The following is a 19,720-nucleotide window of genomic DNA, read 5'->3' on the forward strand; positions in this document are numbered from 1 at the left end:
GACCCCATGCGGGTCTGGTGCCATCCGCGTATCGGAGGGAGCGGCCGGTTTTGTTACAAGAGACATCCATGCGAGTGGAATCTGTAAAAACGCGGGGCTGGCGCACGGAGTGTCAGTCAGTTACCGTGCCGATGCTGTGAATCACCCTTCCCTTCCCATCCTGATGCTGCTCGCCATGCCCGCGGCGGCGGTGCACATCCGCGTCTACAATCCGGCGGTGCATGACCGCTTTACCGTCTATTCCGCGACGCCGGTCATGAATCCCGGCTTCCTCTACGACCCCCTCAAATTCACCGGAGTCGGCTTCCACTCCACGGAAGGCCACAAGCAATTCGCGCTGGTCTCGCCGCGGCATTTCCTCTGCGCGGATCACCACAAGCCGAGCGTGCTGCCCGGCCATGTCATCAGGTTCGTGGCGACGGATGGGACCGTGCTCTCGCGCGCCATCACGGGCATGATCACCATCGAGGCTGACAACACGGGTCTCTCCGACCTGACCTTGGGAACCTTCGCCTCGGACCTGCCGGCGAATGTGAAGCCGCTGCCCTATCTCAATCTCGCGGAGGAGGAAGACTATGCGGGCAGGGAGCTCATCGTCTTCGGCTATGGCTTGAATCCGGGAACGATCGTGTGTGCGGGACGGGGGGTAGCCGGCAGTACCCTCGACCTCGATCTCGACGGGCCGGCCGAGATTTCCGGGGACACCCGGGTCTTGAAGTTCGTGTATTCCGGGGCCGGCGGAAGTCCGGACGATGCCCGTTTCATCGGAGGCGATTCCGGTAGCCCAAGCTTCGTCATGGAAGGCGGGCAACCTGCCCTGACAGGGGTCCATCTCGGGGTCGAACCGAGCGGGGTCGACTTCAATAACTACGACACCTTCGTGCCGCACTACGTGCCGAAGCTGGACCTCCAGCTGGCCGCCTCCGGCTACCGGATGCGCCCGGTGATCTTCACGCCGGTCACGCTCACTTATTCCGCGAGTCCGGCTCCGGCGGTATTCGAGGCCGGGGAGGCGGCTTCCGCGAGTATCACCGTGGAGAACACCGGTGCCGTGGAGACGGGCAATCTGGCCGCGACCCTGACCTTTCCCACCGCCCTCGCACCGGCCAGCGTGACGGCGAGCGGCTGCGTGGTGGAATCTGTGGCCGCGGGCGTCTGGCAGGTGCGCAAGGCGCTGGTCGCCGCCAGCGAGGAGATCGTGGTGACCGCGGCATGGACCGACGTGCCGAATACCGCGGCGATCACCGCCAGCATCGCGGTGCAATCCGATACCAGCACGCCATCGGTGAATCCACTGAGCATTCCGGTGGCGGTGGGCTACGCCGTCTGGTCGGAGGATCTGGTGGAGGGGGGTCAGACGGATGACCCGGATGGCGACGGGTGGAACAACTTGCTGGAGTATGCCTTGGGCAGCCCGCCGGAATCGGGGAGCTTCAGCTTGCCCGGCGGCGGGTCCTTGCGACCTACGATGACTTTTCAGGGAGGAACGGTCGCGCTCTCTTACCCCGAGCGGGAGAATGCAACGCTACTAGGTCTTTCGTACCAAGTGGAGATGAGCACCGATCTGGAGACCGAGCCGTGGGCGACGACGTTGCCGGTCGGGACGGTATCTTCCACCCAGCCCTTCGTTCCGGCACTGTCGGGATTCGTGAAGCGCACGCTGATGTGGCCGCAGGAAGCGCCGGAGAAGTTCGCGCGGGTGAAGGTGGAGCTGGCGGAGTGAAGAAGCGCGGCTCTCCGGAGCCGCGAGTGGGAGCGGGTGGAATGAACGCTCCCGCTATTATGAAGGTAGACGATTGAGAAGAACGGCAGTCTTCGATGTCCGGGGACGTGAACAGTCGCGGCTCTGGAGAGCCGCGCTACTTCAGGGCCGGATCTCCACCCGGTCGCCGAGTTCGGTCAGCGAGAAGAGCTTGGTGGCATTCCCATAGGGCACGCGGATGCAGCCGTGCGAGGCGGGATAGCCGGGGACGACGCCCTGGTGGAAGCCGAAGTCCCCGCAGCTGAAGCGCTGGAAGAAGGGCATGCTCGCGTCATACAAGGTGGACGTCCACTGCTTGTACTTGTTGGTGATCGCGTAGGTGCCGGTGGGTGTCGAGAAGCCGGATTTCCCGGTGGAGATCTTGGTGCTGTAGAGTTCCAAGCCGGAGGAATCGAAGATCCATGCCTTCTGGTCGGAGAGATCCACCAGGATCCGGCGCTGCTCGACTTCAGGGTCCTTGCCGAGCAGGACGCGCATCATCTTCACGTCACTCTTCCGCGCGGCGAGGTTGATCGGCCACATGCGGCTGGGCTTGGTCCAGACTTCGGTCTTGGCCCCGGCGGCGAGGAGCTCGCGGACGCTTTCCGCATTGCCGGAATCGACCGCCAGCATGATCGGCGTGATGTTCCGATCGTGGCGCAGGAGCCAGCGCATGGTTCCGCCGCGGATCTGGCGGATGAAGCTCTCCGAGGCTGGCTGGCGCACGGGCGCATTCGGATCTGCCCCGGCCATCAGGAGCTGCTTGGCGATGCCCGCGTGGCCGAGGGCGACAGCGAGCTGGAGCGGAGGTTGGCCTTCCGCAACCGGGGCTACCGGCGAGGCACCATATTCCAGCAGCAACCCGGCGGTGCGATTGTCGCCATTGCGGATTGCGACGCCGAGCGGGGTATCGACGAAGGGTGCGGGGAGCGGTCCGGGCGGCCCGCCGTGGGCCATCAGCAGGCTGATCTGATTCGCGGCCCCGCGGCGGCAGGCTTCATAGAAAAGCTGCCTGCCATCGGCACCGTAGGAGAGGAAGAGGTGGAGGAAGTCGGTGCGGTCGTCGGCCAGCGCGGCCTCGGCAGGGCGGCGGCCGCGGGGATCGCGGGTCTCCGGGGAGACGCCCAGAGCCATCAAGAGGCGGCAGACTTCGAGATCGCTGGCACCGTAGGCCTTCCACAGCGCGGCAGCCCATGAGCCATCGAGCGGGCGAGCGCCGACTTCCACGAGCAGCTTGGCCAGCGGCAGATCGCGGGCGTCGAGGGCGCCTTGAAGCGGGACTTTTCCTTGGCTATCGCGGAGATTCGGATCGGCACCGGCGAGGACCAGCGGCTTGGCGAGGTCCCGCCAATCCTTGCGCAGGGCAGCCACCAGCGAGGACTCGCCGGGACCGTTCACGGCGGCCGCATCCGCGCCGAGCTTGAGCAGCTCCGCCATCAGATCACGGCGGCCGGATTCGATCGCGACGTGGAGCAGCGGATTGCCCGCGGCGTCCTTCTGGTGCGGATCGGCACCGCCCTGCATCAGGCGCTGGACGAAGGACAGGCGGCCATGGCGGATCGCCCATGGCAGCACCTGGTCGCCATCGGGCGTCTTGCCCTCCGGCGGGGCCTTGGCATTGAGAAGGCGGTCGGTGATGGCGGTCTCGCCCTTGTACACGGCCAGCGAGACCGGGGTGACCCCGGCCGGATTCGTCGCCGAGAGGTCGGCCCCGTTCTCGATCAGGCCCCAGGCGATCGCCAGATTCCCGCGGTCGAGCGCGATGTGGAGCGGGCTATTGCCCCCGGCATCGCGCTGGCCGGTGTAAACGTGGGCCTGCAGCAGCAGCCGGGAAAGATCGGCATCGCCGGCCTGGACCGCCGCCAGCAGCGAGGCGGCGGAAGCTTCCACGCCGCGCTTTTCCAAGGCCCGCATCGCTTCCCGCTGGGGATTGTGGCACGCGGGGACCGCCAGCAGCAAAAGTGCTGCAAGGGTACAGTGGATCGCGGGACGACGGGAAGTCACTACGGCGCGGTCATAGCATATCGCCGCGCGGGAGACAAGTTCCGCGGGGCTATCTGTTAGCTTTTTCGAGGGCCTTGACGTATTTTCCCGGATTCTTGTTAAACTTCTTCAGGCAGGGCTTGCAGCAAAACTCGAAGGTTTGGCCCATGTAAACGGTGGTCACCCGCTCGTCCATGTCGTCGAGTCCATCACCGGTGACGAGGCAGGTTTTGAGCGGGTAGGCCTGGGGTTTCGGCTCCTTCTTGGCGACCTTTTTGGATTTCGCCTTGGTGTCGGCGACCTCCACCGGTGCGGCGGGTTTGGTGGCGCAAGACGCGAAGGCGAAGACGGCGGCAAGCAGGAGCGCGGGTTTCATATCGGGTGGATGGATTGAAGGGAATCAGGGCAGTTTTGCCAGATACTTCGAGGGGTTCTTCTCGAATTTCGCGACGCAGGGCTTGCAGCAGAATTTCACCTCCTGGTCGCCGTAGACCTTGGTGACGGGGGTGCCCATCGAGCCGAGCTTGTTATCGCCGACGATGCAGGTGTCGGCGGTGTAGCGTTTGGTGGTGGCGCTGCTGCCGCTGCTGGCACAGGAGGCGAGGATGGCGGTGAGGAAGAGGACGAGTGTCGTTTTCATGATGGTCGATTGCTTGTTCGTGTTCTTAGAAGCGGAAGCCGAAGCCGGCCCCGAGGCCGTGCTCGGAGTGATATTGGCTGATGAGGGAGAATTGCTTGGTGAGGATGTATTCCGCGCCGAGGGTCCACTCCCAATCGCTGCCGGTGTCGTACTGGACATCCGCGAAGACTCCGAGGCGGTCGGTGATCTGGAGGGATTTCCCGAGGCCGAGGCGCAGGTCGCCCTCGCTATCGAGCTGGGCGGAGCTTTCGATCAGATAGGGCAGGCGGTACTCGATGCCGGCGAAGGCGCGGTCCTCCTCGTCCTCCATGTCGGTGAAGCGATAGCCGAGGACGGTGGAGAAGTTCGGATTGAAGTAGCGCTTCCAGCCGGCCTCGATCTCGTACTCGGTTTCGTCTTCGTCGCCGTAGCCGACATCCCACGCGCCGAAGAAGTCGTTGCGGGAATTCATGAGCGTCACCATGCCTTCGCTCATGTGGCTTTGCAGCGAGCCGTCGACAAAAGCGTAGAAGGGATCGTGGGCGTGCTCGCCGAGGTGGGTCTGGTGGCCCGGGGCTTGGTCCTCGTAAGAGAAGACGCGGGCCATGCCGGCGTGCATGTGGTAGAGCAGGTGGCAGTGGAAGAGCCAATCGCCGGTCTCGTCCGCCTCGAATTCGATCGTGCGCTTGGCCATCGGCGGGACATCGATGGTGTGCTTGAGCGGGGCATCCCTCCCCTGCCCTTCCAGCACGCGGAAGAAGTGGCCGTGGAGGTGGATGGGGTGATGCATCATGGTGTCGTTCACCATCTCCAGGCGCAGTACTTCGCCGCGCTTGATCTTGATCACGCCGTCTTCCGCCATGGTCTTGCCATTGAAGGACCAGACGTAGCGCTCCATGTCGCCGGTGAGGCGCAGGGGGATCGTACGGCGGGGGTGGGAGACGGCGAAGGCGGTGCTGTGGCGGGCGCGCAATTGCGAGTAGGGGGAAAGCGGGCGCTCGTTGTCCGGCTTGTTCATCGCGCCGTGATCCATGCCTTTCATGTCCATGCCGCCGTGCTCCATGCCCTTCATGGACATCGCGGAGTGGTCCATGCCCTTCATGTCCATGCCATCCATCTCGTCCAGACCTGCCGTCATGAAGTCCATGCGGTAGAGATCGGGACGCGGGATCTCCGGCGCGGGGTGGACTTCACCGCTGCCTAACAGCACGGAGGCGTGGCCGGAGCCATCCTGTGCGGTGGCCCGGACTTCCCATTGGCCGGACGGCGGCACCCTGACGATGACATCGTAGGTCTCCGCCATGCCGACCAGCAGGCGCTTGATGGAAAGCGGCCGGACGGCGGGGCCATCCGCGGCGACGATGGTCATGGGACCGGTCGCCGATTCGAGATAGAAGTAGGTCGAGGCGGCGGCATTGATAAAACGCAGGCGCACGCGCTCGCCGGGTTTGGCGGGAACCTGGATCGAGCGCTTGCCGTTCGCGAGGAAGGCGTCGTAGGCCACGTCCGAGATGTCCATGGCGGGCATGCGGGTGCGCTCGCGCTCCCAAAAATCCTTCAGCGCTCCGGCCCGCGCCGCGCCGGTGAGGGTCTGCATGCTGCCTTTCCGCAGTGCATACCAATCGCTGCCGCGCATCAGCGTGCGCATGACCTCGTGCGGGCTCTCGGTGGTCCAATCGGAGAGGACGACGACTTGCTCGCGCGCGGCCTTCACCGGCTCGCCGCCCTTCGGCTCGATGACGATCGAGCCGTAGACGCCGCGCTGCTCCTGCAAGCCGGTGTGGCTGTGATACCAGTAGGTGCCGGACTGGCGCAGCGGGAATTCGTAGGTGGCGGTGGTGCCGGCCGCGACCGGCGGGGTGGTGATGTGCGGCACGCCGTCCTGCGAATTCGGCACCAGCAGGCCGTGCCAGTGAATCGAGGTCTCCTCGTTCTTGAGGCGATTGTGAACGCGGATGCGCGCGGTATCGCCTTCGCGGAAACGCAGCGTGGGTCCGGGGATGCCGCCATTGATGGTGAGCGCGCGGATGGCCTTCACCTCCCCGCCCGGAGACCAGGATTGTTCGGCGACTTCGAGGTCGTATTCGACGACGCGGGCCTGGATGACCGGGGACGATACGAACAGCAGCAGGAGAGCGAGGAAGCGATTTTTCACGAGAGTGGATGATTCGGTCAAGCCAGCTTCAGCTTCCGCAGGCGCAGCGCATTCGTGATGACCGAGACGGAAGAAAGGGACATGGCGGCACCGGCGATCATGGGACTCAGGAGCGTGCCGGTGACGGGGTAGAGAATCCCCGCGGCGATCGGGATTCCCGCGATATTGTAGATGAAGGCGAAGAAGAGATTCTGGCGGATGTTCCGCATCACCGCCTTGCTCGCGGCGATGGCCTTCGCGATGCCGGAGAGATCGCCTTTCACGAGGGTCAGGCTGGCGCTCTCGATGGCGACATCGGTGCCGGTGCCCATTGCGATCCCGACATCGGCTTCGGCAAGCGCGGGAGCGTCATTGACACCATCGCCGGCCATGGCAACGCGGCGACCCTGCGCCTTGAGTTTCCGGACGAGCTCGATCTTGTCCTGCGGGGAGAGCCCGGCGTGAATCTCATCGATCCCGAGTTCCCGGCCGATGGCACGTGCGGTGAATTCATTGTCGCCGGTGGCCATGACGAGGCGGATGCCAAGCTTGTGGAGGGCCGCGACCGCTGCCGGGGTCGATTCCTTGATCGGATCGGAGATGGCATAGATGGCGACGGCCTCCTTCCCGGCGGCGATCCAGACCATGGTCCGGACTTCCTGCTGGTAGGTGTCCGCGGCCTTCGCAAGAGCGTCGGGGACGACTACTCCCTGCGCTTGCAGGAAGCCGAGCTTGCCGGCGAGCCATACCTGCCCCGCGATGGTGCCGGAGACTCCGCCCCCGGTGATGGATTCGAAGCCGCTCAGCAGCGGTTGCGGGGAGGTCGATTCGCCCGCGTGGGCAACGATGGCCTTGGCCAAGGGATGCTCGCTATTGCCCTCCAAAGCGGCCGCGGACGAACGGACCCCGGACTCATCGCGGCCCGTCGCGACGGTGAAGCCGGTCACCACCGGCTTACCCGCGGTCAGGGTCCCGGTCTTGTCCATCACGAGCGTATCGATTTTCTCGGTGGTCTCGATCGCTCCGGCGTCCTTCACCAGGATTCCCTCCTGCGCGGCGCGGCCAACCCCGACCATGATCGAGACCGGAGTCGCGAGCCCGAGGGCACAGGGACAGGCGATGATCAGGACGGCCACGGCATTGATGAGTCCGAGCGCCATGGCAGGCTCCGGGCCCCAGACCGACCATACGATGAAGGTGATGATGGCCGCGGCCACCACGGCGGGAACGAAGTAGCCCGCCACGGTGTCCGCCACCTTCTGGATCGGGGCGCGGCTGCGCTGGGCATCCCCCACCATGCGGATGATCTGCGCGAGCAGGGTATCCGCCCCGACCCGGGCCGCGGTCATCACGAAGGCACCGGTCTGGTTAATGGTGGCACCGGTCACCACATCGCCCGCTTCCTTTTTCACCGCCAGCGGTTCGCCGGTGATCATAGATTCGTCCACATGGCTCGAACCTTCCCCGATCATGCCATCGACCGGAATTCGTTCGCCGGGTCTCACCCTCAGACGATCCCCGACTTGCAAGCGGTCGATTCCCACTTGTTCCTCGCTGCCGTCCGCCTTGATGCGGGTGGCGGTCTTGGCCGCGAGGCCGAGCAATGCCTGGATGGCTTGTCCGGTGCGGCTGCGCGCCTTTGCCTCCAGCAGCTGGCCGAGCAGCACGAGCACGGTGATCACGGCGGCAGCCTCGAAGTAGAGGCCCACCTCGCCGTGATGCCGGAATGAAGCGGGGAAGATGCCGGGCAAGAGCACGGCGGCGGCACTGTAGAAGTAGGCCGCCCCGACACCCATGGCGATCAGGGTGAACATGTTAAGGTTCCACCCTTTCAACGAACGCCAGCCCTTCGCGAAGAAGATGCCGCCGGCCCAGAACACGACCGGCGTGGCGAGCAGGAACTCGATCCACTTCGAGGTGGTCTCCGGGACGATACCCTGCAGCGAGACGCCCGGGATCATCGGTAGCATCGCGAGGAGAAAGACCGGCAGGGTCAGCGCCAGCCCGATCCAGAACTTCCGCGACAGGTCCCGGATCTCACGGCGGGCGTGCTCGTCTCCGGCGCTGGATGCGGCCATCGGCTCGAGCGGCATGCCGCACTTCGGACAATCTCCCGGGTGGTCCTGCTGAACCTCCGGATGCATGGGGCAGGTATAGACCGCGGGGGCGAAGATGTCGGGGGGCACTTGCTCCAAGGGCATGCCGCACTTCGGGCAATCTCCCGGCTGGTCCGAGATGACATCCGGACACATGGGACAGATGAATTGCCCCGGCTTGGCGGAGGTTTCGTGATGGGCGTGATGCTCTCCTCCGCAGCAGGAAGGCTTAACGCCCTGGGCAGGAGTGCAGCAGGAAGCCTTCGCTTCCGGCGCGGGATGATCGTGGCAAGAGTGCATGGTAGGTGGCTGCTGCAGTTTAGGCCAAGCGGCGCTTGTAGAGGGCGATCAGCTCTTCCATGCGGCGGTCAAGCTGGGTGGCATCGGCGGCGGCCTCGGTCACGCAATGGCGGACGTGGTCTTCCAAGAGCTTCGATTCCAGACCGCGCAAGGCGGCGTGGATGGCGGAGATGGTGTGAAGAATGTCCGGGCATTCCCGGTTCTCCGTGATCATCCGGCCAATCCCCTGGACCTGACCGGCGATGCGGTTCACCCGCCCGAGAAGGGGCGCGCTTTCGTGGCAACTGCGTTCCATGAATATACCAATAGGGGGTATTGGTATATTCGCAAATGCTTTTTTCGAAGTAGCGCGGCTCTCCGAGCCGCGATTGCTCATGCTCACCCCCCAAGGAGAATCGAACGACTTTCCTTCGATTTTACCCTGTCCCGTTCGCGGCTCTGGAGAGCGGCGCTACTTCTTCGCCTTCTTCACGGTCTCGAAGGAGTCCGTGACACGCTCGACCTTCTTCGGCTCGAAGCCCGACTTCTTGATGAACTCGGTGATCTCCTCGTCCTTGATGGTGGAGCCTTTCTTCTCCTCCAGGATGACGAGCTTCCGATCGAGGTCGACATGGACGTTCGAGACGGACGGGTGCTTCTTGAAGTGCGCGACGAGGCCTTGGGCGCAGAAGGAGCAGACCATGCCGTCGACGGTGGTCTTGACGGTCATGACGCGCGCGGTGGCGGCTTGGGCGGAGCTGGAAACGAAGAGCCAGGCCCCGATGATGCTGAGGATGATGGAATGGTTCATTGGAGTGATTTGTTAGAAATGGATCATGAAGTTCACCACTGGATCGCCATCGAGCGAGCAGCCGAGTTCGAGGAAATAGGGTCCCTTGAAGAAGCGGACCTTCGGGATGATATCGAGGTCGTCCTCCATGCCGCTCACATGTTCGAGCTGGAGGATGAGCCAGGTGTTGAGGTGCTCGAAATCCGCCTTGTACGGGGCGACGCCGAAGGACAGGCTGGTGACGCCGCGCGAGACGTCCTCGGAGCCGATCAGCTTCGTCTCGAAGGCGGTGTAGATGCGGCGTGTTTCGTAGTCGGCGCGGAAGAAGCCGAGGCCCGCGGGCGTGGCGGAGTCGCCATCCTGCTTGGCCACGCCGGCACCGAGGCCGACGTAGATATTCGCCTGGGCCTCCGGCATGTTCCAGCGCTTGAGCAGCCAGTTGTGCTGGAGGCCGGTGTAGAGATCGTCGTCGCGCTCGTCCTCGAAGCGCATGGCGTGGAAGCCGAAGGCGGCTTGCGAGGAATACGAGTGGTAGGCTTCGAGATTCTGGACGGCATCGGTGGAGCCGAGCATGATCTGCCAGGCACCTTCAAAGGAAACGGGATGGGCGGCGGCACCGAGGGTGCCGAGCAAAAGCATCGCAATGGATTTCATGGGTCATGGGAACACGTGTGGGAAACGAAGGATCGATTTCCGCGCGACGGTTCTCCCTTGAATGAATCGGGGGTCCGCACACGGCTATCGGGCGGCGGCATGCAAGATGCCGCGCCGCGTTTCTCACAGGGTCCTGCTGACCAGGAGGGCACGCCGCTGCGAGGGCGGCGCATGCCAGGGGATGGACGGCACCCACTCCGGGCGCAGGTCCAAATCCGACTCCAGCACGACCGGCATCCAGAAACCGGCGGCTTCTGTGGAAAGCGTCAGGTCCTGATGCGGCGGCAGGACCACATCGGGAGTTTCCCGCGGCTCCTGCGTCGGGCAGGCGCAGGCATCGTGCTTCTTTTCTTTCCCGCCGCCGGAACAGCAGCAGGACTCCTCCGCCACGATCGTCTTCGCCGCCGCACAACAGCACAGCGGGCTGGCGACCAGAAGGGCCAGCAGGCAGGTGAAGATGGAAGCGAAGCGAGACACCGTATCTAAGAGGCGGAAGGCCTCAAGGCATTCCATCAATAGCGGGCGGGCGAGAGGAATCAAGCGCGCAGGAGCAGGAAATTACTAATTACTAAGCACTAATTTCTAAACGAGTCAGTGGGGGGATCGGCAAGCGTTGTGCGGAGGAATGCCTTTGATTCGACGTTCGATGTTGGGCGTTCGATGTTCGATGTTCTTTTTTTTAACCCCTTCCATCCTCTTGACTCGCCCCGCTGACACCCGCACCTTCCCGCCTCACGATTATGGCCGAACCGCAAACCGCCGACCTCTTGACGCTGGATACGGACGCTCTGAAGAGCCGTCTGACCCAGCTCGGGAGGTATCTTTGACGTACCGACCCTGCAACGGGAAATCGGCTCCCTCGAGGCCGCCATGGGCGACCCGAATTTCTGGAACAATCAGGAGAAGGCCCGCGCGACCAATACGCGGATCTCCTCGATGAAGAAGAAGATGAGCTCCTTCGAGAAGCTCAACGGCCGCTATGCCGACCTGATGGCGGGCATCGAGCTGGCGAAGGAATTCGACGACAACGATGCCGCCGCGGAAGCGGTCAAGGCCGCGGACGAGCTCGACAAGGACATCCGCTCCTTCGAACTGCTGACCCTGCTCGACCGGCCGAACGACGCCTCCTCCTGCTTCATCGTGATCCAGGCCGGCGCGGGCGGCACCGAAGCCTGCGATTGGGCCCAGATGCTCCTGCGCATGTACACCCGCTGGGCGGAACGCCAGGGCTTCACCTGCGAGACGCTCGACTGGGAAGACGGCGATCAAGCCGGGCTGCGCAGCGCCACGGTCAAGGTCACCGGCGAGTACGCCTACGGCTACCTGAAGAACGAGCGCGGCGTCCACCGCCTGGTGCGGATCTCGCCCTTCGACTCCGCGGGCAAGCGCCACACTTCCTTCGCTTCGATGGATGCGACGCCGGAGATCAACGACGAGATCAAGATCGAGATCAACGAGAAGGACTGGGAAATCACCACCATGCGCTCCGGCGGCAAGGGCGGCCAGAACGTGAACAAGGTCGAGACTGGCGTGCTGCTACGCCACTTCCCGACCGGCATCCTGATCCGCTCCACCAACGCGCGCTCTCAGGGCGCGAACAAGGAACTGGCTTTCGAAATCCTCCGCGCGAAACTCTTCCAGATCGAGGAAGACAAGCGCCGCGCCGAGTCCGATCGGGCCTATGGCGAGAAGGGCGACGTCGCCTGGGGCAACCAGATCCGCTCCTATGTCTTCCAACCCTATCAGAAGGTGCTGGACCTCCGGACCGGCGAGGAAAGCGGCAACATCCAGGACGTGATGGACGGCGACATCGGCAACTTCATCGAGGCCAAGTTGCGCGGCAAGGTGCGGGTCAAGGGCGGTAGCAACGACGACGACGATTAAGGACCTGAAAGGCAAGAGGACCGGGGATGAATGGGATGGGTAGGATTTAAGACATCCCTTCCACCTGCCATCATCCGCAGGTCCACGTCTTTCTGCCTTTATCCCATTCATCCTCTCCATCCCGGTCCATTTTCACCGGCGCTGCACAAGCTTCAGCGGTCGCGACTATCCGGCCCCGGACAATGCCCGGGAAGCTTTGGTGAATGAAGGTTGCAGGGTGTTAGACGGCGTGCTTTGATGGGAGCGCAAATCCCTACAGTCGCCATGTTAAAAGAATTCAGAGACTTCATCCTCAAGGGCAACATGCTCGATCTGGCCGTGGCGGTCATCATCGCCGCAGCCTTCGGCAAAGTGATCACCGAGTTTACCGCGGTGCTCATCAAAACCATCACCGCCTTCACGCCTTCCACGGAGGTGGGGGCAGTCTATATCGGCAAGGTGGATATCGGACCCTTGATCAATTCATTGATCAGCCTGCTGATCGTCGGCTTCGCTCTCTTCATTGTCGTGAAGGCTTACACGACCGCCAAAAAGCGTTTCGAAGCCCCGGCCGCTGCGGCAGCCGCCGCGACTCCGGAAGATGTGAAGCTGCTTACGGAAATCCGCGACCTGCTCAAAGCACAACAGGGAAAGGCTTGATCCTTTCCGCCGGTCCGGTGGAGTGCCCTGCATGCCGCCGGACCCGGTGCCCTTGCCTTTCGACGTGCGTGAAGCGCTGCCCTTCCTGGAGGGCGAGGGCTGGCGCGACTCCGCGCGACGCGGTCTGGAGGACCTTCTCGGTCTCACCCGGGTGCGGGTGATTTTCCGCGAGGCTGCCGAGACGGATGCCGAGCCGTTTGCGGCGGCCCTCCGTGGCTTCGGACTGACGGCGGCCGGGCGGGACTTCGCGGAAGCGATCCCGGCAAGCGGCCCGGTGGTGGTGATGGCGAATCATCCCTTCGGCGGGGCGGATGCGCTGGCGCTCGGCACCCTCTGCGCGGCGCGGCGGCCGGACACGCTGATGCTGGCCAATGAAATGGCTGCGCGGGTTCCCGGCCCGGGCAAGCTCATGATCCCGCTCTCGATCCTCGGCGGCGAGGGCTCGGCGCGGAAGAATGCCCCATCGCTGCGGCGCACCCTGGAGCATCTGCGGCACGGCGGCCTGCTCGCGGTTTTCCCCTCCGGCGAGGTCGCGAGCTGGCGGGGCAGTGCGGTCGAGGAGGGCTCTTGGTCACCGCACGTGGCCGCGCTGGCGCTCAAAAGCGGGGCGGAATTGGTAACCGTGAAATTCTCCGGCAAGGCCCCGTGGTGGTTTCATCTGGCGGGCGGCATCCATCCGCTGGTCCGCACCGCCCTCCTGCCGCGCGTGCTGCTGTGCACGCGGGGGGAAACGGTTCACTGCCGCGCTGCCAGGGTGGCGCGCGGCGATCTGGCGGGCATGGGCGCGCAGGAGGCGGCGGCGCTTTTGAGAAGGAAGACCCTAGCGATGGAATAGCGGCTTCGCGATTTGTCGCCGCCCTCCTCATCTCCTTCATGTGACGAGAATGTCGACCAAGGAGGATCGATCGGGAGCGCCCATTGTGGCGTCCTACGGCGGATTCCCGGCAGCATGCTCTCCATCGATCCCGCCGATGAACTACATTGTTTCTTCGATTCGGAGAATGGGGCGATCGGAGCCATGCTCGAAAGTGATTCAGCCATGAACCCGACTTTCCAACCTGTGAGCGGCCCGGCCGACCGGGCCGAAGTACACGCCGAGATCGCGAACCTCCAGCGCCGCGGCCCTCTCGCCGCGCAAGGGAAGCTCGACGTCTTCCTCGCCGCCGCGTGGGAGATTCCCGCGATCCTCCACGAAATCGGCCGGCTCCGCGAGATTACCTTCCGCGCCGTCGGCGAGGGCACCGGCAAGGAGATCGATCTCGACCGCTTCGACGCCAGCTACCTGCAGCTCTTCCTCTGGGACCGCGAGGCCGGCTGCGTCGTCGGCGGCTACCGGCTTGGCTGCACCGACGTGCTGCTCGCCGCCGGCGGTCCGGACGCGCTCTACACTTCCACCCTGTTCCAATTCGAGCAGCCCTTCCTGGACTACCTGAGGCCGGCGCTCGAACTCGGGCGCTCCTTCGTGATCCCGGAGTACCAGCGATCGATCCACCCGCTCGGCCTGCTGTGGCGCGGGATCGGGCGCTTCGTGGCGGAGCGTCCGCGATACGCGCGGCTCTTCGGGCCGGTGAGCATTTCCTCCGACTACACGGCGACCTCGATGGACCTGATCGTCCGCTTCCTGCGCGACCGCCGCCAGGATCCGGCGATCTCGCGTTGGATCCGGCCTCTCCACCCCTACGGCGGCCTGCCGGAAGGCGCGGACATCAGCCCCTGCCTGCAATCGATCGAGGAAGTTTCCGCCGCCGTAGCCGCCGCCGAGCCCGATCACAAGGGAGTGCCGGTGCTACTGCGCCAGTACCTGAAGCTGAATGCCACCCTGCTGGAATTCAACGTGGACCCGGACTTCTCCGACGTGCTGGACGCGCTGGTGCTGGTCGATCTCCGCCAGGCCCCCGCGACCGTGCTCGCCCGCTACATGGGCGAGGCCGGCTACCAATCCTTCATGCGGGCCGCGATGCCGCAAGTGGCGTAAGGCTTCGCGAAGTTCCAAGTAAGAAGGATCAAGTTCCAAGGAACAGCCCTTTGAACTTCTGTTTTTGCCTTTTTGGCACTTGGTCCTTTTTACTTGGAACTTTTACTCCCGCCGCGACGTTCATGGGCCAGCCATGAAGCCCTTGCTTGCCCTGCTACTCACGTTGGTTTCCGCGCTTGCGGAGCCCGCTGCGACCAAGGGCGTCGATGTCACGCTGCTCTCGGAAAGCGCCGCCATCGCGCCGGGTAAGAAATTCACGGTCGGGCTGAAGATCCACCATCACCCGGGCTTCCACACCTACTGGCGGAATCCCGGGATCGCCGGCGTGCCGGTGAAGATCGACTGGCAATTGCCCGAAGGCTTCGCCGCCGGGCCGATCCAGTGGCCCTACCCGGAGAAGAGCATGATGGCGATTCATCCGGTCCACGGCTTCGAGCGGGACGTGCTGCTGATGGTGGAGATCACCCCGCCTGCCAGCGTTTCCGCCTCGCGGGTGGACCTGAAGGCCGCCGCCTCTTGGATGGCCTGTGCGGACGGCTGCTATCCGGGGAAGAAAGACCTGTCGCTCACCCTGCCGATCGCCTCCGAAACCACGCCGGACCCTGTGGCGGCAGAAGCTTTTGCCACAGCGCGGGCCGAGCTCCCCCAGCCGCTGGAGCACTGGAAAGTGGAAGTGCTGTCGGAGGTGGACGCGCCGGAAATCCGCCTGCGCCTGACGCCGGCGGACGACCTGGCCCAAGTCCTCGCGGAGCCCTATTTCTTTTCCTGCGACGGCCAGATTTCATCGGCACCCGGGCAAAAGGTCGAAATCAAGGACGGTAAGATCCTTGAGATTATCGCCCCGCGGGCACCCTACGGCCCGAAGGGGAAGAAGGCACTGCCGGGAGTCCTGATTTCCAAGACGCCGCTATGGAAGGACGGTCCCCTCCGCGCCGCGATCCAAAGCGGCGGGACCATCGAAGCAACCGCAGCAGCAGCGGAATGCGAGTGCGGGAAGTGATCCCGGGAGTCCGGACAAGGTCCAAAAAAGCCGCGCAGCGGCCCTGGAGTGCGGAGACTTGTCCTGCCCGTTACCCACAACTTTTCATTTTAAAGACTCGCCACGCCTGCGCGAGGGTCCGCAGCTTTGCGAGGCCCCGCCACAGCACTTCGGGGCCGGGTTCCCCGTCGCTCTTCCTGCCAAGGAATCCGCCCAGCCTCGCGATCATCCGCACCGCTTCGCCGGTCGCCGGCGGCCGTTCCGGCGGCGGCCCGCCGCCCGCCGCGTGCACCGGGAGCACCTCCCATTCGTCGCGCTCCAGCCAGCCTTCCACCGGGAGCCCCGGGCTGATCCGCGCCTGCCAAACCAGGGACAGCAGGTGCACCGCTACGACCATGTCCAGCGCGATGAAGGCCTTGAGCTTCTCCGCCGCGCGCACCTGCCGGCTTTCCACCCGGCAGCCGGTCTTGAGCACGCGGTGGAAGTCCTCGATCCGCCAGCGCAGGGCATACCAGCCGACCAGCCGCGCGGCGTCGCCGGCGTCCGCGACGGGTTCGGTCGTCAGCAACTGCCAGCACACCGGCTCCACGCCCGGCGGCGGGTCGATCTCCCGGACTTCCAGCGCCCACAGTTCCAAGCTTTCCGACAGCCCGAGGTATTTCTTCTTGTGGGCGGGCACCGCCAGACGGACCCGCCCGGCCCGCACCGCGAGGGTGGCCTTGCGCGCCTTGAGCCCTTGCTTTCCCCGCGGCAGGTCGACCACGAGGGTGGCCGTCACCGGCAGCGCGGCGGGGGTCTGCCACAACGGCGTGCCGCCGTCCTCAAGCTTGCGGTCGTGCTGGCTGCGCACCAGCAATCCGGCTCCGCCGCCGCGTTGCGCGCGGGTTTGCTGGCAGGCGGCGAGCAGTTCGTAGATGTCGGCCTCGCGGTCGGCGACCGACAGCACCGCGCGCGTGCCGCCGAGGTCTTCCCACAGCCGCTGCGCCTCGTGCCAGCCGCCGACCCAGCGGTGGCTTTCCTTTTCTTCCAAGGGCTGGCGGTTGCGCTTGCCGGCGGGCTCGCCGGCACCGCGGGGTTGCCGGGCGTAGACAAGGGCCGAGGCGAGGCCGTGGACCGCGCCGTCCGTGCCGACCACGAGCTGGCCGTGGACGAAAAGGCCGGGGGAGCGATCCTTGCCATGGCCGGCGGTGGGGCCCAGGCCTTCCTTGCTACGATGGTTGTCGTAATTGAGCGCGGTGGTGTCCTGCAAGACCAGCAGCGCGGTTCCCTCGTCCCCAGCCCGCAGCCGATCCAGCATCGCGGCGCGGTGGGCGGCGAGGATCGCCCCGCAGTTGACCTCGGGCTGGTCGAAGAGCCGGTAGCAGGCCTTGGTGCCGGACCAGTCGCCGCAAGCGGCGGGAACCGGGGCGGTGGGATTTCGTGCGAAGTCGGAGGCCACACGCACAAAGCGTCGGCTGCGGCGAGGGTCGCCGCAATCCAAGGTTGCAAATTCGGTTCCAGCCCAGGAGAGGGCGGCTTGCGGGTCGGGAGGATTGAGGTCGGAAGAATCGAGGTCCATCCGCGAAGCTGATGTAAACAGTCGTTTAGTACCAGCGCGATTTAAGTACCGACCTCGAAAAGTTGTGGGTAACGGGCAGGACTTGTCACCGCCTTTCTTAGCGAGACTTGTCGAGCGTCCGAAGCACGGGGTGTGAAGCCGCCCGATTGCGTGTCGCCCGTGTTTCAAGCGAAGGGTGGATCGCCGGTGCTTCGTCCTCGGCAAGCCTGCGGATAGAAAAGCGGTGACGAGTCTCCGCACTCCAAGGCGGCTACGCCGCTACAAGCCATCGCCCCAACAAAAATCCCCGCCCGCCACAAGGCGGGACAGGGATTGGAAAAATCCTTCGGGATCCGCGGCTTGCTTACTTCGCCTTCACCTTCAGCACGCCCTGCATGAGCGCGAAGTGGCCGGGGAAGGTGCAGAGGTAGGGATAGTCGCCCGCTTCAGCCGGGGCCGTGAAGGTGATCGTCTGCGACTCGCCGCCGCCCAGCACCTTGGTGTGGGCCACGATCAGCTTCTTGGACTCCTCATCGACCGGGATGTAGTCGTTCGCAGCCGCCGTCATCGCTTTGGTGGCGAAAGGCGGGATCGGGGTTCCGGCCTTCAGGATCACCACGTTGTGGCCCATCGCGACCTTCTGGAGCTGGCCGATATGCTTGAAGCTCAGGGTCACCTTTTCACCCGCGGTAACTTCGAGGGTCTTGGTGTTGAACTGCATCTGGTCGTTGCCCGTCAGTTCCAGCTTCTTCTCCTGGGCCAGGAGAGGCGAGACGAGGCAAGCGGCGGTAAGGGTCAGAATCAGTTTCTTCATTGGAATCGCTGTGGTACGCCCGGAAAGTGACGGATCTTTCAGCCCGGAGCAACAGTGCAAACGGTGGCTTTTTTTCCAATCGCCTTCTTCTGGAGACCCCGCCGCCCCCTCAAATACGGATTCCGGCAGATCCGGCGACCACCACCATTAAAACGAAAACCAGCGGCGAAACCAGCAATTGGAACAAACAGAAGAATCCGATCCAGAATCCAAGCCGCCGCGGCGAGCGACCGGCGATCCGGTGACTCGCCGGCGTGAGGATCGAATCAATCCACCCGAAAACCACGGCCAGCAGCACGACGGCAGCGCCCGCGATCCATGTGCGCATGCTCAAGGCGGGGCAGTGGAGGGGTGTGCGGGAGTCCCGCAGCACGGCCATCAGTGCCGCGGCTCCGAATCCCGGCGAAAGCCAAGCCAGGATGCGCAGCAAACCGAACTGCGGAAGCGTCCGCCTGTGATGATTCGGAGGAGTCATCATGAACTCGGGACCCGGGTTCCGGGACTAGCTGTTAGTGCCTCCGAAAAGGTCGTGAAAGGGAAAACGCGGAGCCGCGATGGAATTTCCCGGCGGCTGGGCAAACTCCCGCCACTTCGACGGAAAGTCTTCATACTGACCGGTTTTGCACTCGCCAAGAATGCCTTTTATGACTAGCTTCAGGGAGTTTTAAAAACATCCCGGCCGCTTTTGGCATGGGGCTTGCTCAACTGTCTCTGACCAATCCGCCGCACCATGAAGAAAATCGAAGCGATCATCAAACCATTCAAGTTGGAGGAAGTGAAGGAAGCCTTGGCCGAAGTCGGCGTGCAGGGCATGACTGTCACGGAAGTTAAAGGTTTCGGCCGCCAAAAAGGTCACACGGAGATCTATCGCGGCTCCGAATACACGGTGGATTTCCTGCCAAAAGTGAAGATCGAGATCGTTGTGGATGACGCGCAGGCGGGCTCCGTGGCGGAGGCCATCGTCAAGAGCGCGAACACCGGCAAGATCGGTGACGGCAAGGTCTTCATCTCGACCATCGAGGAAGCGATCCGCATCCGCACCGGCGAAACCGGTTCGTCCGCGGTCGCCGTGAACTGAGAATCTTTTTTCGTCTCTATCACCCGGCTTCCCCCCAAGGGGAGCCGGGTTTTTTGTTTTTTATGTGGCTGGGTAAAAATCTTGCCGTCCATGAGCCGTCAGTCCTCGCTTCCCATCATGAAAATCCATCACCCGCTCATCACCGCCTGCCTAATGGCGAGTGCCTCCTTTGCCGCGGATGTAAAGCGCTCTGACCTCATCGGCTCTTGGCAGCCCAGCTTCGTCGAGGGAAAGGAAAAGGAGGATCCGACCAAGCACGTTATGCATTTCCAAGCGGATGGAAACGTCCGCATGGCAGGCCAGACCGCCTTGTGCTCCTGGTACTACGCGAAGACTGAAGACGGCCTGCAGCTTCTCCTGGTCGACGATGGCGGCGGCGATTCCTTCATGACCATGGTGGTAGATATCGTGGACGGAGAAATGACCTGGACGCCCTTCCGTCGTGGGGAACGCACGGAACCGCTGAAGCCCGGCAGCAAGGTTGCCTACCGCTTCAAGAAGCTCGTAAAATAGGGTCG

Annotated in this window: 20 protein-coding genes; 8 read left to right on the forward strand and 12 right to left on the reverse strand. The window is 64.0% G+C overall.

Features of this window, described 5'->3' with window-relative positions; all coding sequences use genetic code 11:
* The first annotated feature begins 136 nt into the window (after positions 1-136).
* A complete protein-coding gene (locus ABWK72_RS16180; protein ID WP_367870608.1) occupies positions 137-1,723 on the forward strand; it encodes a hypothetical protein in 1,587 nt (528 codons plus the stop codon).
* A gap of 141 nt (positions 1,724-1,864) precedes the next feature.
* Here the strand turns inward: ABWK72_RS16180 and ABWK72_RS16185 are convergent, their stop codons facing one another.
* The 9 genes from ABWK72_RS16185 to ABWK72_RS16225 all read right to left on the reverse strand — a co-directional run bounded on the left by ABWK72_RS16185 (position 1,865) and on the right by ABWK72_RS16225 (position 10,836).
* Positions 1,865-3,745, reverse strand: coding sequence for an ankyrin repeat domain-containing protein (locus ABWK72_RS16185; protein WP_367870609.1), 1,881 nt, complete (start codon positions 3,743-3,745; stop codon positions 1,865-1,867).
* A gap of 49 nt (positions 3,746-3,794) precedes the next feature.
* Positions 3,795-4,100, reverse strand: coding sequence for a YHS domain-containing protein (locus tag ABWK72_RS16190; RefSeq protein ID WP_367870610.1), 306 nt, complete (start codon positions 4,098-4,100; stop codon positions 3,795-3,797).
* Between the two features lie 24 nt (positions 4,101-4,124).
* Entirely contained in the window at positions 4,125-4,364 is a 240-nt protein-coding gene (locus ABWK72_RS16195) for a hypothetical protein (RefSeq protein ID WP_367870611.1), read from the reverse strand.
* 25 nt (positions 4,365-4,389) lie between these two features.
* Positions 4,390-6,498 (reverse strand): multicopper oxidase domain-containing protein, encoded by a 2,109-nt coding sequence (locus ABWK72_RS16200; protein WP_367870612.1) that lies wholly within the window; start codon positions 6,496-6,498, stop codon positions 4,390-4,392.
* Positions 6,499-6,515: 17 nt separating this feature from the next.
* Positions 6,516-8,729, reverse strand: a complete 2,214-nt coding sequence (locus ABWK72_RS16205; protein WP_367870613.1) for a copper-translocating P-type ATPase — start codon at positions 8,727-8,729, stop codon at positions 6,516-6,518.
* A gap of 163 nt (positions 8,730-8,892) precedes the next feature.
* Positions 8,893-9,168, reverse strand: coding sequence for a metal-sensitive transcriptional regulator (locus ABWK72_RS16210; RefSeq protein ID WP_367870614.1), 276 nt, complete (start codon positions 9,166-9,168; stop codon positions 8,893-8,895).
* A 156-nt stretch (positions 9,169-9,324) separates the two neighbouring features.
* Positions 9,325-9,663, reverse strand: coding sequence for a heavy-metal-associated domain-containing protein (locus tag ABWK72_RS16215; protein WP_367870615.1), 339 nt, complete (start codon positions 9,661-9,663; stop codon positions 9,325-9,327).
* Between the two features lie 12 nt (positions 9,664-9,675).
* Positions 9,676-10,296: a hypothetical protein gene (locus ABWK72_RS16220; RefSeq protein ID WP_367870616.1), complete on the reverse strand. Its 621-nt coding sequence runs from the start codon at positions 10,294-10,296 to the stop codon at positions 9,676-9,678.
* 123 nt (positions 10,297-10,419) lie between these two features.
* Entirely contained in the window at positions 10,420-10,836 is a 417-nt protein-coding gene (locus ABWK72_RS16225; protein ID WP_367870617.1) for a hypothetical protein, read from the reverse strand.
* A 200-nt stretch (positions 10,837-11,036) separates the two neighbouring features.
* On the opposite strand from ABWK72_RS16225, the gene prfB reads away from it, so the two are divergent.
* The 5 genes from prfB (at position 11,037) to ABWK72_RS16250 (ending at position 15,794) form a co-directional block, all read left to right on the forward strand.
* Positions 11,037-12,180, forward strand: a protein-coding gene (prfB, locus tag ABWK72_RS16230; protein WP_367870618.1) for a peptide chain release factor 2 whose coding sequence is annotated in 2 segments (ribosomal slippage) — positions 11,037-11,114 and positions 11,116-12,180 — 1,143 coding nt in all. Because the reading frame shifts where the segments join, the coding sequence is not laid out codon by codon here.
* A 237-nt stretch (positions 12,181-12,417) separates the two neighbouring features.
* On the forward strand, positions 12,418-12,819 hold the full coding sequence (gene mscL, locus ABWK72_RS16235; protein WP_367870619.1) for a large conductance mechanosensitive channel protein MscL: 402 nt from the start codon (positions 12,418-12,420) through the stop codon (positions 12,817-12,819).
* 31 nt (positions 12,820-12,850) lie between these two features.
* Entirely contained in the window at positions 12,851-13,654 is an 804-nt protein-coding gene (locus ABWK72_RS16240) for a 1-acyl-sn-glycerol-3-phosphate acyltransferase (protein ID WP_367870620.1), read from the forward strand.
* 204 nt (positions 13,655-13,858) lie between these two features.
* On the forward strand, positions 13,859-14,794 hold the full coding sequence (locus ABWK72_RS16245; protein ID WP_367870621.1) for a GNAT family N-acetyltransferase: 936 nt from the start codon (positions 13,859-13,861) through the stop codon (positions 14,792-14,794).
* Between the two features lie 133 nt (positions 14,795-14,927).
* A complete protein-coding gene (locus ABWK72_RS16250) occupies positions 14,928-15,794 on the forward strand; it encodes a protein-disulfide reductase DsbD domain-containing protein (protein WP_367870622.1) in 867 nt (288 codons plus the stop codon).
* A 70-nt stretch (positions 15,795-15,864) separates the two neighbouring features.
* Here ABWK72_RS16250 and ABWK72_RS16255 read toward each other — a convergent pair whose 3' ends face one another.
* The 3 genes from ABWK72_RS16255 to ABWK72_RS16265 all read right to left on the reverse strand — a co-directional run bounded on the left by ABWK72_RS16255 (position 15,865) and on the right by ABWK72_RS16265 (position 18,602).
* The gene (locus tag ABWK72_RS16255) at positions 15,865-17,331 is read right to left on the reverse strand and encodes an IS4 family transposase (RefSeq protein WP_367870623.1); all 1,467 of its coding nucleotides are present in this window, start codon (positions 17,329-17,331) and stop codon (positions 15,865-15,867) included.
* Between the two features lie 343 nt (positions 17,332-17,674).
* The gene (gene azu, locus ABWK72_RS16260; protein WP_367870624.1) at positions 17,675-18,124 is read right to left on the reverse strand and encodes an azurin; all 450 of its coding nucleotides are present in this window, start codon (positions 18,122-18,124) and stop codon (positions 17,675-17,677) included.
* Positions 18,125-18,233: 109 nt separating this feature from the next.
* Positions 18,234-18,602, reverse strand: a complete 369-nt coding sequence (locus tag ABWK72_RS16265) for a hypothetical protein (protein WP_367870625.1) — start codon at positions 18,600-18,602, stop codon at positions 18,234-18,236.
* A 252-nt stretch (positions 18,603-18,854) separates the two neighbouring features.
* Between ABWK72_RS16265 and ABWK72_RS16270 the strand changes: the two genes are divergently transcribed.
* Both ABWK72_RS16270 and ABWK72_RS16275 read left to right on the forward strand, forming a co-directional pair.
* A complete protein-coding gene (locus ABWK72_RS16270; RefSeq protein WP_035610395.1) occupies positions 18,855-19,202 on the forward strand; it encodes a P-II family nitrogen regulator in 348 nt (115 codons plus the stop codon).
* Between the two features lie 117 nt (positions 19,203-19,319).
* Entirely contained in the window at positions 19,320-19,715 is a 396-nt protein-coding gene (locus tag ABWK72_RS16275; protein ID WP_367870626.1) for a hypothetical protein, read from the forward strand.
* Positions 19,716-19,720: the final 5 nt, after the last annotated feature.

Origin of the sequence: Luteolibacter sp. Populi, assembly GCF_040801775.1 — a bacterium.
GTDB lineage: Bacteria > Verrucomicrobiota > Verrucomicrobiia > Verrucomicrobiales > Akkermansiaceae > Haloferula.

Excerpts from the sequence above, each read along its gene's own strand:
- ABWK72_RS16190 (WP_367870610.1), bottom strand. The coding sequence starts at position 4,100 with ATGAAACCCGCGCTCCTGCTTGCCGCCGTCTTCGCCTTCGCGTCTTGC.
- ABWK72_RS16195 (WP_367870611.1), bottom strand. The coding sequence starts at position 4,364 with ATGAAAACGACACTCGTCCTCTTCCTCACCGCCATCCTCGCCTCCTGT.
- ABWK72_RS16205 (WP_367870613.1), bottom strand. The coding sequence starts at position 8,729 with ATGTGTCCGGATGTCATCTCGGACCAGCCGGGAGATTGCCCGAAGTGC.
- ABWK72_RS16210 (WP_367870614.1), bottom strand. The coding sequence starts at position 9,168 with ATGGAACGCAGTTGCCACGAAAGCGCGCCCCTTCTCGGGCGGGTGAAC.
- ABWK72_RS16215 (WP_367870615.1), bottom strand. The coding sequence starts at position 9,663 with ATGAACCATTCCATCATCCTCAGCATCATCGGGGCCTGGCTCTTCGTT.
- ABWK72_RS16220 (WP_367870616.1), bottom strand. The coding sequence starts at position 10,296 with ATGAAATCCATTGCGATGCTTTTGCTCGGCACCCTCGGTGCCGCCGCC.
- mscL (WP_367870619.1), top strand. The coding sequence starts at position 12,418 with ATGGGAGCGCAAATCCCTACAGTCGCCATGTTAAAAGAATTCAGAGAC.
- ABWK72_RS16240 (WP_367870620.1), top strand. The coding sequence starts at position 12,851 with ATGCCGCCGGACCCGGTGCCCTTGCCTTTCGACGTGCGTGAAGCGCTG.
- ABWK72_RS16245 (WP_367870621.1), top strand. The coding sequence starts at position 13,859 with ATGAACCCGACTTTCCAACCTGTGAGCGGCCCGGCCGACCGGGCCGAA.
- ABWK72_RS16250 (WP_367870622.1), top strand. The coding sequence starts at position 14,928 with ATGAAGCCCTTGCTTGCCCTGCTACTCACGTTGGTTTCCGCGCTTGCG.
- ABWK72_RS16255 (WP_367870623.1), bottom strand. The coding sequence starts at position 17,331 with ATGGACCTCGATTCTTCCGACCTCAATCCTCCCGACCCGCAAGCCGCC.
- azu (WP_367870624.1), bottom strand. The coding sequence starts at position 18,124 with ATGAAGAAACTGATTCTGACCCTTACCGCCGCTTGCCTCGTCTCGCCT.
- ABWK72_RS16265 (WP_367870625.1), bottom strand. The coding sequence starts at position 18,602 with ATGATGACTCCTCCGAATCATCACAGGCGGACGCTTCCGCAGTTCGGT.
- ABWK72_RS16270 (WP_035610395.1), top strand. The coding sequence starts at position 18,855 with ATGAAGAAAATCGAAGCGATCATCAAACCATTCAAGTTGGAGGAAGTG.
- ABWK72_RS16275 (WP_367870626.1), top strand. The coding sequence starts at position 19,320 with ATGAAAATCCATCACCCGCTCATCACCGCCTGCCTAATGGCGAGTGCC.